The organism is Microbacterium sp. NPDC096154 (assembly GCF_040302945.1).
GTDB lineage: Bacteria > Actinomycetota > Actinomycetes > Actinomycetales > Microbacteriaceae > Microbacterium.
This window is the reverse complement of sequence record NZ_JBEOSM010000005.1, coordinates 231103-244477: the sequence shown is the minus strand read 5'-3', so window position 1 is coordinate 244477 and position 13375 is coordinate 231103. Positions and strand designations below refer to the sequence as shown.

At 69.2% G+C, this 13375-nt stretch carries 11 protein-coding genes; 7 read left to right on the top strand and 4 right to left on the bottom strand.

Annotated features, from left to right (window positions below; all coding sequences use genetic code 11):
• Positions 1-24 precede the first annotated feature (24 nt).
• Positions 25-2043 (bottom strand): alpha-glucuronidase, encoded by a 2019-nt coding sequence (locus ABTW64_RS09390; protein WP_350621622.1) that lies wholly within the window; start codon positions 2041-2043, stop codon positions 25-27.
• 69 nt (positions 2044-2112) lie between these two features.
• The gene (locus ABTW64_RS09385) at positions 2113-2868 is read right to left on the bottom strand and encodes an IclR family transcriptional regulator (RefSeq protein ID WP_350621619.1); all 756 of its coding nucleotides are present in this window, start codon (positions 2866-2868) and stop codon (positions 2113-2115) included.
• Between the two features lie 146 nt (positions 2869-3014).
• Between ABTW64_RS09385 and ABTW64_RS09380 the strand changes: the two genes are divergently transcribed.
• Both ABTW64_RS09380 and ABTW64_RS09375 read left to right on the top strand, forming a co-directional pair.
• A complete protein-coding gene (locus ABTW64_RS09380) occupies positions 3015-3653 on the top strand; it encodes a bifunctional 4-hydroxy-2-oxoglutarate aldolase/2-dehydro-3-deoxy-phosphogluconate aldolase (RefSeq protein WP_350621617.1) in 639 nt (212 codons plus the stop codon).
• Entirely contained in the window at positions 3650-4594 is a 945-nt protein-coding gene (locus ABTW64_RS09375) for a sugar kinase (protein ID WP_350621615.1), read from the top strand. Before ABTW64_RS09380 ends, ABTW64_RS09375 begins: the two co-directional genes overlap by 4 nt.
• A 125-nt stretch (positions 4595-4719) precedes the next feature.
• Here the strand turns inward: ABTW64_RS09375 and ABTW64_RS09370 are convergent, their stop codons facing one another.
• Entirely contained in the window at positions 4720-5697 is a 978-nt protein-coding gene (locus ABTW64_RS09370) for a LacI family DNA-binding transcriptional regulator (RefSeq protein ID WP_350621613.1), read from the bottom strand.
• Positions 5698-5891: 194 nt separating this feature from the next.
• Here ABTW64_RS09370 and ABTW64_RS09365 point away from each other — a divergent pair, with 194 nt between their 5' ends.
• The 5 genes from ABTW64_RS09365 (at position 5892) to ABTW64_RS09345 (ending at position 11493) form a co-directional block, all read left to right on the top strand.
• Positions 5892-6812, top strand: a complete 921-nt coding sequence (locus tag ABTW64_RS09365; protein ID WP_350621611.1) for a carbohydrate ABC transporter permease — start codon at positions 5892-5894, stop codon at positions 6810-6812.
• The gene (locus ABTW64_RS09360) at positions 6805-7704 is read left to right on the top strand and encodes a carbohydrate ABC transporter permease (protein WP_350621609.1); all 900 of its coding nucleotides are present in this window, start codon (positions 6805-6807) and stop codon (positions 7702-7704) included. The genes ABTW64_RS09365 and ABTW64_RS09360 overlap by 8 nt, the downstream gene beginning before the upstream one ends.
• Positions 7705-7808: 104 nt before the next feature.
• Positions 7809-9119, top strand: a complete 1311-nt coding sequence (locus ABTW64_RS09355) for an ABC transporter substrate-binding protein (RefSeq protein ID WP_350621607.1) — start codon at positions 7809-7811, stop codon at positions 9117-9119.
• 98 nt (positions 9120-9217) lie between these two features.
• Complete coding sequence (locus ABTW64_RS09350; RefSeq protein ID WP_350621605.1) at positions 9218-10387, top strand: Gfo/Idh/MocA family protein; 1170 nt, start codon at positions 9218-9220, stop codon at positions 10385-10387.
• A 14-nt stretch (positions 10388-10401) separates the two neighbouring features.
• Positions 10402-11493, top strand: a complete 1092-nt coding sequence (locus tag ABTW64_RS09345; protein WP_350621602.1) for a Gfo/Idh/MocA family protein — start codon at positions 10402-10404, stop codon at positions 11491-11493.
• A 116-nt stretch (positions 11494-11609) separates the two neighbouring features.
• On the opposite strand, the gene ABTW64_RS09340 is transcribed toward ABTW64_RS09345, so the two are convergent.
• Complete coding sequence (locus ABTW64_RS09340) at positions 11610-13235, bottom strand: MFS transporter (RefSeq protein WP_350621600.1); 1626 nt, start codon at positions 13233-13235, stop codon at positions 11610-11612.
• Between the last annotated feature and the right edge of the window lie 140 nt (positions 13236-13375).

The following is a 13375-nucleotide window of genomic DNA, read 5'->3' as shown; positions in this document are numbered from 1 at the left end:
CGGAGTAGCGGCGGGGAGTGCAGGTCAGTAGATGGTGCGACCGTGCGCGTCGGGCATGCCCGACTTGCGCAGGAAGTACGTGTTGATCTGGTCGCGCCACTCGATCGCGCTGCGCACCTGCTCGGCGAGACGGTCGGCGACGCGGTCGGCCAGGCGGGCGTCGGGGACCGATCCGCGCACGCGCTCCCATGCGATCACGTACCGCTCCACCCGCTCGACGCCCTCGAAATGGGTGTCGTAGATGTGCTGGATCACCGTCTTCCCGCTGTGCAGCACGTGCGTGTAGGGCACGTGGTGGAAGAAGAGCAGCAGCTCATCCGGGCAGGTCTCGAGCGACTCGTACACGTCGCGCCACGGCTGCGGGTACAGCCCCGCGTAGCCCGTGCCGGTCGCAACGGTACGATCGACGCCGACGCCGTCGCGGTCGGCGAAGTGGTACGTGCCCCACGGCGTGTACTCGTAGCCGTCGACGTCCGGGCCGTAGTGGTGCCCGGGTCGCACCATGAAGCCCACGCCAAGGGGGGCGGTGTACTGCTCGTACGTGAGCCACGACTCATCCAGGATGTCGTGCACGGCCTGCGCGACCGGGGCCGGCTCATCCGGGAAGGTCAGCGCGAGCCACTCGTCGAGCAGCGCCTCCGCTGAGGCGTTCGGGTCCCAGCTCAACCGTCCGTAGGCGTAGAGGTTCGCCTGCGCGAACGGATGGCCCGTCCAGAACTCGTCGGTGCCGACGTTCGCCACGGCCGCGAATCCGCCGGTCGCGAGCTCGGTCACGGTGCCGCGCTCGCCGAAGTCGAAGCGCAGGATCTCACTCCACTGGGGCGCCAGGTACACGGCATGCTGCTGCTGCCCCGTGTACTCCTGTGTCACCTGCAGTTCGAGCGCCAGACGCGTGTGCGGCATCGCCGCCAGCACCGGCGAGACCGGTTCGCGCGTCTGGAAGTCCATCGGCCCGTACTTGACCTGCACGATGACGTTGTCGCGGAACCGGCCATCCAGGGGGGAGAAGTGGTCGTAGGCCGCCCGGGCGCGGTCTGTCGACCGGTCGCGCCAGTCCTGCGTGTGGTTGTAGACGAACGCGCGCCAGTGGACGAGGCCGCCGTGCGGCGCCACGGCGTCGGCGAGCATGTTCGCCCCGTCGGCGTGGTCGCGCCCGTACGCGAACGGGCCGGGCTGGCCCTCGGAGTCGGCCTTGATGACGAATCCGCCGAAGTCGGGGATCGCCGCCCATACGCGATCGGCCGCGTCGGCCCACCAGCGGATCACGCCGTCGTCGAACGGGTCGGAGGACTCGAGTCCGCCGAGCAGGACCGGCGACGCCCACGACACCGACAGATGCACGCGGATGCCCCACCTGCGGAAGATGTCGGCGATGCGCGCCACGTGCGGCAGGTCGTCGGTCAGCAGCCGCGCCTCGCGCGCGTGCACGTTGACGTTGTTGAGGGCCACGCGGTTGATGCCGATCGACGCGAGCAGCCGCGCATACGCCGCGATGCGCGAGAGATCATCGCGCACCCTTCCGCTGCCGGGCAGGCCGTCGCCCGGGTCGAAGAAGATCGAGCCGCCCGCATAGCCGCGCTCCACGGCACCCATCACGGGGTGCAGATCCATGTTGTCCCAGTGATCGAGCACCCGCAGCGCCACCGCGGGGGCGTGCGTCTGATCGACATCCGGATCCGTGAAAGCGCGCTCTCCGAGACGCACGACGTGGAAGAAGCCGTGCAGAAGGCCCCGGTCCGATCGGGCCGTCACGGTGACCGAGCCCGAGCGCCGCACCAGGCGGAACGACTCGTCGTCGGGGGCGGAGGGCGACACCGCGAACACCAGATCCTGCTGGACGTCCTCGGCTGCGGTTGCGGCGGAGCGGGTGAGCGTGCCGCCGTGAGCCGCGGTCGTTGCGGCGATCTCGGCGGCGAGCGTCTCGATGAGCGGATCGGCGCCGGCGATCGCGACGCGGCGACGGCCGATCGGCGCGAAGGCCTGGTCGGGAAGCCACGCCGGGTGCGTGTCGGCGCGGGAGAGAGGGGAAGGAGAGGTGTTCACCGGACGTGTCCCGTTTCGTCGTTGAGAGCGTGCACGTTGCTGGAAGTCCGGCCGGGGTGGCCGGGCGGGTCAGGGGGCGCCGAGGAGGCGCGAGATCTCGGCGGCGGCGTCCATGGCGGCATCCGCGTACTGCTCGATCGAGGTGCCGGGGTGCTCGAGCGCGATGGAGGAGATCGACAGGCCGTGGGTGACGGCGCCGGTGTGGTCGCGGATGCCGGCCGAGACGCACACCGTGCCGATCTCGTTCTCGCCCAGGTCGGTCGCGAACCCGCGTGCGCGCACGCGCTCGAGCTCGGCGTTCAGCGCGTCGAGATCGGTGATGGTGTCGGGCGTGCGGGCGGGCAGGCCCACCCGCGAGGCGAGCTCGGCCACGCGCGAGGCCGGCCACGACGCCATGACGGCCTTGCCCATGCCGGTGCAGTGCAGGGGCATCCCGTGCCCCACCCGCGACTTCATCTGGTAGGGCTTGGAGGCGTCGCGACGGATGAGGTAAACGATCTCGCTGTCGGTGGCCATGCCCACATGGATGGTGCAGTCCACCTCGGCGACGAGGCGGTCGACGATGGGCCGGGCGATCTGCGTGATGTCGACCGAAGCCAGGGCGCGCCCGGCGAGCGACATCAGTCCGGGGCCGGCCCGGTAGCCTCGCTCGCCGTCCCCGGCGATGAAGTCGCTGGCGACCAGTGTGCCCAGGATGCGGTGCACGGTCGCCTTCGCGAGGCCGGACGCGGCCACGATGTCGGTGAAGCGCGAGTGCTCGAGCGCGGCCGTCAGCACGTGCAGGGTCTTCTCGCTCGCGCTGAGCGCGTCCTTCGTGTCGGCCATGCATCCCTCTCTGCGCCTGGTCGCCATCGACGGCGCGCACATATACTGGATTATAGAACTAAGTTTCGCTGGATGGAACACTGTTCGCGTAGAGGTCGCGACACCGCGGTCGCGCTGCTTCGCCCCACGGCACCATGGAGGTCCGCATGAACTCACCCTCGCAGAAGAACGTGCTCGATGGGCAGCGTCTGGTGCCCCTCGCGGCTCCCGCGAACGCCGCGCAGACCGAGGCCCTGCGGAGCGGCCTGCTCGCCGGCGGGCTGCGCGTCGTGGAGATCGGCATCCGCACCCCCTACGCGATGACCGCGCTCGCCGACCTGGCGGCGGGCGGTGAGCTCATCGTCGGCGCGGGCACGGTGCTCGACGGTGCGCAGGCCGAGGCTGCCCTCGACGCGGGAGCCGCGTTCCTGGTGACACCCGGCTACGCCGACGACATCGTCGCGGTCGCTCAGCGGCGCGGCGTGCCGATCGTGCCGGGCACGGCGACGGCGACCGAGGTGCTGCGGGCGCGCCAGGCGGGGTTGCGCCTGGTCAAGCTGTTCCCCGCGAACGTGCTCGGGGGCCTCAAGCTGATCGACGCGCTCAGCGCGGCCTTCGGCGACATGAGCTTCATGCCGTCGGGCGGCGTCTCGCAGGCGACCCTCGTGGAGCACCTGGCGCATCCGGCTGTCGCGGCGGTGAGCGGCAGCTGGCTCACCTCGTCCGCCATGCTCGACCGCGGCGCGGATGCGGTCGCTGAGGCCGTGCGCGCGTCGGTCGACCTCGCGGCCACGGTGCCCGCGTGAGCGGCCTCGTCACGGTCGGCGAGAGCCTGGCGCTCGTCTACGCCACCCGCACGGGCGGCTTCGACTCGCTCGCCGACGCGGCGATCAGCTTCGGCGGCGCCGAGAGCAACGTCGCCATCGCCGCCGCCCGCCTCGGGGCGCGAGCGACGTGGATCGGGCGCCTCGGCGACGACGCGTTCGGCCGCCGGATCGAGCGGGCCATCCGGGGCGAGGGCGTCGACGTGGTCGTGACGCGGGATCCGGAGGCGCCCACCGCCCTGATGATCAAGGACCGTCCGGCGCTCGGCCGCACGCGCGTCGAGTACTACCGCGCGGGCAACGCGGGCAGCCGGATCGCGCCCCAGGACGTGCCCCGCGAGGTGCTGAACGAGGCCGAGATCTTCCACTTCACCGGCATCGCGCTGGCCCTGAGCCCGCAGTCGCGTGCGACCGTGCTAGGGGCGGCTCGCGACGCCAAGGCCGCGGGCGCCACCGTGTCGTTCGACCTGAATCACCGCTCGAAGCTGTGGACGCGCGACCAGGCGGCCACGGCTTTCCGCGAGGCGTTCGCGCTCGCCGACATCGTGTTCGCCGGCGACGATGAGGCGGCGATCGCGGTGGGCGACGGTGCACCCGCGCAGCTCGCGCACCGCATCGCCGCCTCGGGACCGAGCGAGGTCGTGATCAAGCTGGGCGAGCGCGGAGCCTGGGCGCTCGAGAACGGCCACACGCATGCGCAGGAGGCCTTCCGCGTGCCGGTCGCCGACACGGTCGGCGCGGGCGACGCGTTCGTGGGGGCCTACCTCGCCGAGCGGCTCGCGGGACGTGATCTCGCCGAGCGGATGCGCACGGCCGCCGCGGCGGGCGCGTGCGCGTGCCGCGGCGACGGCGACTGGGAGATGATGCCCACGCGTCGCGACATCGACGAGCTGGTCGCGGGCGGCGATCCGGTCTCCCGCTGATTCCTGTCTCGTCTCGCACCGCGACGAGAAGGGCCCTTGCCGCGGAGGCAAGGGCCCTTCTCCTCGAGCGATGGAAGCGAGTGGAGACGCCGCGTCCACTCCCGCATGCGACCGTCGGTCGAGTGTCAGCGCGCGCTGGCCGGCCCCACGGACTCGCGCCACACGATGCGGTGCAGCGGCTCCGTGTCGGGAGCGAAGGGGTCGCCTCGCAGCTCGGCGACGAGGCGTCTCATCGATCTGCGTCCGAGCGCCTCGAAGTCGCGCTCGACGGTGGTCAGTGACGGTGTGAGGAACTCGCCCACGTCGGCATTGTCCCAGCCGGTGATGCTCACGTCGCCCGGCACGGACCAGCCGCGGTCGTAGGCACCGCGCATGGCGCCGACGGCGACGAGGTCGTTGGCGGCGATCACGGCGAATGGCGGGCTCGCATCCGGCAGCGCCAGGATCGCGTCCCGCCCCGCCTCGCCGGTCCACTGCCGCCCGACGACACCCAGCGACTCGACCCCGAGCCGCTCGACAGCCGCGAGGAACCGCGTCTCTCGGGCGCGTGCCGAGGTGAACTCCGGTGATCCGGCGACGTGGAGGAACCGGCGGAACCCGAGCTCCACGAGGCGGCTCATGAACGCGTCGATGGGTGCCGCGTCTGTGAGCTCGCCGGTCACGTGCATCTGCTCGTCGAAGTCGGACGTGCTCACCACCGGGAGCGACTTCTGAGCGCGGCGCAGTCGCGATGCCGGAACCGGTGCCAGGAGCAGGATCCCCTCGAACTGCCCGGCGTCGACGAGCTCCTGCAGTCGGTCGGCTCGCTCTCCAGAGTCGCCGGGAAGCAGGTGAACCTCCATGGCGTACCCGAACTCGTTCGCGACGGCGCTCGCGCCTCCCAGCATCGGGGCCGGATTGAACGCGGGGATGGAGGTGATCACCGCGATCCTGCCCGTGCGCTGGGTTCGCATCGAGCGCGCGGCGAGGTTGGGTCGGTAGTTCAGCTCGCGGACGGCCGTTTCGATCGCCTCGATCGTGGCCGGCTTCAGCCCGCCGCGGAACTTGTAGTAGCGGGAGACCGTCTGGTGCGAGACGCCCGCTGCGCGTGCGACGTCCAGCATCGTCGCCGGTCTGTGCTCCGTCTTCGCCACTGCGCCCCTCTCGACTGCACCATGTTGACACAGATAGTGATCGTTCACTAACGTCGGCGCAGACAGAGTGAACGATCACTTTCCGTTCGATCCAATGGGGTATCAGTGCTGGTGGATTCTCTCGCGGCGTGTCGCACGCCTGCCTCGGCCGAGGGGCATGACCGTTGAGCGCGCTCGGAGAGCTCCGCAATCTCAGGGGCGCGACGCGGGCGACGCGACGGGATGGCCGGGCGGCCTTCTGGTTCCTGCTGCCCTGGTTCCTCGGGCTCCTGCTGATCACAGCGGTTCCGCTTCTCAGCTCCCTCGGCCTGAGCTTCACGAAGTACAACCTGCTGCAGCCGCCGGTCTTCAACGGCGTGGACAACTTCGTGCGCATGCTGTCCGATGCCCGTCTCCACGAGTCGCTCGGGGTGACGTTCGTCTACGTGCTGGTGTCGGTGCCGTTGCAGCTCGCGCTGGCGCTGTTCCTCGCGGTGGTGCTCGACCGGGGCGTGCGCGGGCTTTCCTTCTATCGGTCGATCTACTATCTGCCGTCGTTGCTCGGGGGCAGCGTCGCCATCGCCGTCCTCTGGCGCACTGTGTTCGGCGTCGACGGACTGTTCAACGACTTCCTGGGAATCTTCGGTGTCTCGGGCCAAGGCTGGATCTCCTCGCCTGACACGGCGCTCGCGACCCTCATCCTCCTCAATGTGTGGACTTTCGGCTCGCCGATGGTGATCTTCCTTGCCGGTCTCCGGCAGATCCCGGCTTCCTACTACGAGGCCGCGAGCGTCGACGGCGCCACCCGGTGGCGGCAGTTCTGGAACATCACCATGCCGATGCTGAGTCCGATCATCTTCTTCAACCTCGTGCTGCAGATCATCCACGCGTTCCAGTCGTTCACGCAGGCTTTCGTCGTCTCGGCAGGGACCGGCGGGCCCGCAGACTCGACGCTGCTCTTCTCGCTCTACCTCTATCAGCGCGGTTTCGGCGCTTTCGACATGGGCTACGCCGCCGCCCTCGCGTGGCTCCTCGTCGTCATCATCGGCGCCTTCACCGCGATCAACTTCTGGGCTTCGAAGTACTGGGTTTTCTACGATGACTGAGACATCCACGCTCCTCGCCGCCCCGGTCGCCGCGACATCGCAGCGCGCGGGCACCCGGCGCTCCTTCCGGGCGCTGGGCGCGCTCTCCAAGCACGTGCTGCTGGTGCTCGGCGCGCTGCTCATGCTGTACCCGGTGCTGTGGATGGTCGCCAGCTCGCTGCGACCGAACGACGCCATCTTCCGCGACCCCAGCCTGATCCTGCGGGACTTCGAGATCGCCAACTACGTCAACGGCTGGAACGCCTTCGCGCAGCCGTTCGGGCACTACCTGGTCAACTCGGCGGTCGTGGTGCTGGGGTGCATCGTCGGCAACCTGGTCTCATGCTCGCTCGCGGCATACGCGTTCGCCCGGCTGGAGTTCCGCAGCAAGCGGCTGTGGTTCGCGATCATGCTCGTGACGATCATGCTGCCGATCCACGTGATCATCGTGCCGCAGTACATCATCTTCTCGCAGCTGGACTGGGTGAACACGTACCTGCCCCTGATCGTGCCGAAGCTCCTGGCCACCGACGCGTTCTTCGTGTTCCTGATGGTGCAGTTCATCCGGGGCATCCCACGGGAGCTCGACGAGGCGGCGCTCATCGACGGCGCGGGCCACTTCCGCACCTTCGCGCAGGTGATCCTGCCCTTGATGGTCCCGGCCCTCGGCACCACGGCGATCTTCACGTTCATCTGGACCTGGAACGACTTCTTCTCCCAGCTGATCTATCTCACCAAGCCCGAGGGGTACACGACGCCGATCGCCCTCCGTGCCTTCGTCGACCAGCAGGCCGCCACCGACTGGGGATCCGTCTTCGCCATGAGCGTGGTCTCCCTGCTTCCCGTCTTCCTCGTCTTCCTCTTCGGGCAGCGATTCCTCGTGAAGGGCATCGCCACGACCGGAGGCAAGTAGGTACGGCCACGACGTCGCGGCCCGTCCCGAGCGAACCCGTCGCTCAGCCACCCCATCCGCCCTGCCAAGACCCTCTCGTCACGAGAGGAAACCAAGGAGAGAACATGAGAGGCAACAACACACGTCGTGTCGGCATCGTCGCCGGCAGCGTCGCCGCAGCCGCGCTCGCGCTCACCGGCTGCTCGGCCTCGCCGGCGGCCGAGGAGAAGCCGGAGCTCAGCGACGAGCCGGTGACCATCGGCCTGACCTGGTGGGGCGGCGACGCCCGCGCCGAGCAGACGCAGGCGGCCATCGAGGCGTTCCAGGACGAGCATCCGAACATCACGGTCGAGCCTCAGTACGCCGACTGGGCCGGCTACTGGGACCAGCTGGCCACCACCACCGCAGCCGGCGACATGCCGGACGTCGTGCAGATGGACGAGCTCTACCTCGCGTCGTACGGTGCCCGCGGCGCGCTCTCGGACCTCGACCAGCTGGGGTTCGAGGCGCAGAACACGGAGGAGGACGCCCTCGCCACGGGCCAGATCGACGGGGTGCAGTACGCCGCCCCGATCGGCGTCGGCGTCTACACCGTGTTCGCGAACGCCGACCTGTTCGAGAAGTACGGCGTCGAGCTGCCCGACGATGAGAGCTGGACCTGGGACGACTACGCCGCGGTGTCTCAGGAGCTGACCGACAAGAGCGGGGGCGAGATCACCGGCTCGACGCTCATCGGCGGCTGGGACGCCGGCAGCGTCAAGTACTGGGCGCGCTCTGCGGGCAGCGAGCTGTTCGGCGAGGGAGGCGAGGTCACGCTGGACCCCCAGTCGCTGGCCGACATGTGGCAGTTCCAGCTCGACATGATCGCCGACGGGGGCATGCAGGACGCCGCTGCCATCGTGGAGAGCCAGGCGGCCGGAATCGCCGGCGGTGCTCTTGCGACGGGCAAGGTCGCCCTGGGCGTGATCGGGTACAACACGCAGCTCACGGCGTTGACCGAGGCGAGCGGCGCGGACATCCGGCTGCTCAAGCTGCCGGAGCCGGAGGGCGTCGACCCGAACTTCTACAAGCCGTCGATGTTCTGGTCGGTGGCGAGCACCAGTGAGCATCCCGCCGAGGCCGCCCTGCTCGTCGACTTCCTTCTGAACAGCGAGACCGCGGCCGACATCATCAAGACCGAGCGCGGCATCCCCGCCAACTCGGCGATCCGCGACTACCTGCTGTCGGATCTGTCCGAGACCGATCAGGCGGCCGTGGAGTATCAGGACCGGGTCACTCCGGGCGCGTCGCCCGTCGTCACGCCCAACGGCGCGAGCGGGGTCGAGGGGATCCTCCAGCGGTACACGCAGGAGGTGTTCTCGGGCCAGACCGAGCCGCTCGCCGCGGCCGAGGCGTTCGTCGCCGAACTGCAGGGCGAGATCGACGCCGCCCAGTAAGACACCCCGCGCGTGCGCCCGTCCGGCCCGACGGGCGGGCGCACCCGCACCGCTCCCGCTCGGTCTGAGACGGGAGGCACCGCAAGAGGAGGAGCCCCATGCTCAAGGTGGGAATCGTTGGCGCCGGCGGAATCTCGGACGCGCATATCCGCGCTTACCTGGACTTCCCGGCGGAGGTCGAGATCACGGCGATCGCTGACCTCTCCGCGGCGAAAGCGACCGCGCGACGCGAACGCTACGGGCTGGTGAACGCACGCGTCTACGACGACCCCGCGAAGATGCTCGCCGCAGAGCCTCTCGATCTCGTCAGCATCCTGACGCCGCCCTCAACCCACGCGTCCCTCACGATCGCTTTCCTCCGTGCCGGGGTGAACGTGCTCGTGGAGAAACCCATGGCGCCCTCTCTCGAGGAGTGCGACGCCATGCTCGCGGCCCAGCGAGAGTCGGGCAAGCTGCTCTCCGTCGTCGCGCAGAACCGATACCGCGACGACATGGCGACCCTCAAAGAGGTGCTGGACTCAGGCCTCATCGGGCCCATCTCCCACCTCAAAGTGGATTCCGCGTGGTGGCGCGGCCGCGAGTACTACGACCTCTGGTGGCGCGGCACGTGGGCGTCGGAAGGCGGAGGCTGCACGCTCAATCACGCGATCCACCACATCGATCTCACGATGTGGCTGATGGGACGTCCGAAGGCCGTCTCCGCGATGCTCACCAATGCGCAGCACGACAACGCGGAGGTGGAGGACCTCTCCGTCGCGATCTTCGAGTACGACCGCTCTCTCGCCGAACTCACCAGTTCGGTCGTCCACCACGGCGAAGAGCAGGCGATCGTCATCCACGCACAGCACGCCCGCGTCTCCCAGCCGTGGCGGGCCGTGGCCGATGTCGCGCAGTCGAACGGGTTCCCCGCCGACGGTGGCAACACGGCGCTCGTGGCGCGGCTCGATGCGCTCGCTGCCGCGCACCGGCCACTGGCGCACACCCTCCATGCCGGCCAGATCGGTGACGTCATCGAGGCGATCGGCACCGGGCGGCCGCCGGCCATCACCGGGGTCGACGGCCGCAACGCGGTCGAGGTCGTCACGGCTGTGTACCAGGCGGGCATTGAGCGTCGCACCGTCGACCTCCCGCTTTCCGAGGACAGCCCCTACTACCGCTCGGGCGCTCTCCCCGCTCTGGCACCTCACTTCTTCGAGAAGACGGCATCGGTGCGGGAGCAGGAAGGCGACATCATCGTCGGCGCCTCTCCCACTCGGCCGCAGCAGTGACAGAGAGGATTCCCGTGTTGTCAGCAGACGGAGCCACCTACGCGCCCGCGCCGATGCCGGAGCCGGTCGTGGCGCCCGGCGAGTTCGTGATCGCCGCGATGCATCTCGACCATGGCCACATCTATGGCATGTGCGAGGCGCTGATCGGCGCCGGCGCCACGCTCAAGTGGGTGTACGACCCCGACCCGATGCGGGTCGCCGATTTCCATCGGCGGTTCCCCGGCGTCCGTGTCGCACGTGCCGAGGCGGAGGTGCTCGACGATCCCGAGGTGCGCCTGGTCGCCGGCGCGGCCATCGCCTCGGAGCGCTGCGCGCTGGGGTTGCGGGTCATGGATGCCGGCAAGGACTACTTCACCGACAAGGCGCCCCTCACCACCCTCGATCAGCTCGCAGCCGCTCGCGAGGCCACCGAGCGCACCGGGCGAAAGTATGCGGTGTACTACGCCGAGCGCATCCACGTCGAAGCCGCGGTGCTCGCGGGGCAGCTGATCGACCAGGGCGCCATCGGGCGCGTGCTGCACGTCGACGGCTTCGGTCCCCACCGCCTCGGCACCGGGCGGCCCGACTGGTTCTTCGAGCGCGAACGGTACGGGGGCATCCTGTGCGACATCGGCAGCCACAATTTCGAGCAGCTGCTGGCCTTCACCGGCGCGCAGGATGGCGAGATCGTCTCCGCGAACATCGCCAACTACGCGCACCCGGAGACGCCGGGGCTCGACGACTTCGGCGACGCGCACGTCGTGCTCGACAACGCGGCGACGGGATACGTGCGCGTGGACTGGTTCACGCCCGGCGGGCTGAGCACGTGGGGCGACGGCCGCACCTTCATCGTCGGGACGGAGGGTTTCATCGAGCTGCGAAAGTACGCGAATCTCGCCACGGGGGAGGGGCCGGGACATCTGTTCCTCGTCGATGGCGAGGGCGAGCATCACATCAATGCCACCGGCACGGTCGGCTATCCCTTCTTCGGGCAGCTGATCCTCGACTGCCTCGAGCGCACCGAGACCGCGATGACGCAGGCGCACGCGTTCAAGGCGGCCGAGCTCAGCGTGGTGGCGCAGCTGCAGGCCCGGGTGCTCGCGGGCGCTGCTGCCGAAAGGCGCTGACCGTCGCACATGCCGGCACCTATCCGATCGGCGGGGCGGTTGCGCGCGAAGAAAGGGGCCCTGGCTCGCTCGCGCGACGCAGGGCCCTTCTCATCAGCCGGTCTGGCGGACCCGGCTCAGTCGTCCGACGGCTTGCGCCAGGTGCCGGCCTTGATAGCGTCCTCGACGGGCCACAGCTTGTCGTAGCGGTGACCGGCGAGCTTCTCCATGGTGGTGCGCACCTCGGGGTCGGCGTCGGCCTTGGCGCCGCCGTTCTCGAGGCGGTCGATCTCGGTCAGCAGCACCGCGTGCGTCGCCTTGTCGAGGCGGAACAGGCGCGACATCACGAACGCGGCCAGGATGAGCGCGAGCGGCAGGAAGACCGTGATCGCGGCGATCGCGGCGTCGACACCCTCGGGCTGCACGAGCACGCACGCGTCGGTGCAGGAGGGGTCGACCGGTGTGCCGCCCTCGGTGCCCGGCTTGAGGAAGCCCGACGCGTCGATCAGTGCGCCCACGATCAGCGACCCGATCGCGCCGGTCGACTTGCGGCCGAACGTCATCACGGCGGCGTAGACGCCGGCACGGTGCTGACCGGTCATCAGGTAGTCGACATCCGGGATGAAGGGGTACACGTTCCACGGCGTGAACTCGAGCAGGGCGCGTCCGGCCTGGTAGGCGATGCCCACGATGATCAGCAGGGCGATCGCCGATTCGGGCTTGAACAGGTAGATCGCGCCGAGCGACAGCAGAGCCGCGATGATCGTCGTGTACGACGTTGCGTACAGGAAGCGCGGGCCCTTCTTGACCATGAGGAAGCCGGCGGCGATCGTGACCGGCAGGCCGACGATGGCGAGCGACTGCAGGGTGAGGCCGAACGTCTCGCTGTTGGCGATGGAGTAGACCACGAAGAACGTCAGCGCGCTCGAGAAGATGTCCTTGGCGGTGAACGAGCACAGGTAGATCACGAGGTGCTTCACGAACGACAGGTTCTTGAACGTGCTGCCGGCCTGGATCACCGTGTCGGCGAGGTTCTTCCACACGCTCTGCCGCGGCTGGGCCTCGAGTTCGGCGAGGAACTCGGGCGTGAGCTTGCGCTCCCACGTCGTGAAGTACGCGATGGTCACGCCGGCCGCGAAGAGCACCGACATGGCGATGCCCGCGATCAGGTAGGCGTCGGGGTTGCCCGTGGCCTTGATGGCGGCGGGCAGTGCGAACACCAGGAACGTACCGGTCGCCGAGAAGAACATGCGCGTGGCCGACAGCTTGGTGCGGTCGGTGTAGTCGGGCGTCATCTCGTTGGGGAGCGTCTCCCACGGGATCAGGATGATCGCCATCACGACCTCGATCACAAGGTAGACGACGAGGTAGTACCAGTAGCCCTGGCCCGCGATCCACAGCAGCGGGAACGTGAGCAGCACGAGCGGGGCGCCCACGGCGAGGAAGAAGTGCCGGCGCCCGAAGCGGCGGCCCAGTCGCGTGCGGAAGAAGTTGTCGGTGAGCGGGCCGATCAGCAGGCTGACGATTGCGTCGACGATGCGCGCGATGAACAGGATGGACGCGCCCTCGAGCGCCGAGACGTTGCCGTAGGTCGTGAAGAAGAACAGCATGAGGCCGCCGACGATGGTGTTCCATCCGCCGCCCATGAGATCGACCACGCCGTAGCCCATGCTCCGCACGATGGTGATCGGCTTGGCGGTGTAGACGCGGCCCTTGCTGTAGTCGCGCTCGGGCTTGCGCGCCGTCGCGGTGCTGGAATGCATGAGTGGGGGTTCCTTCCTTGGCCCTCGCACAGAGAGGCGTCGATGCCACTGTTCCGCTGTATGGAACTACGGTTCGCGGTGCGGACACAGGGTATGCATGCCCGGGGTGGGCGTGCAAGTCGCCGCAGTGGCGCCGGCGA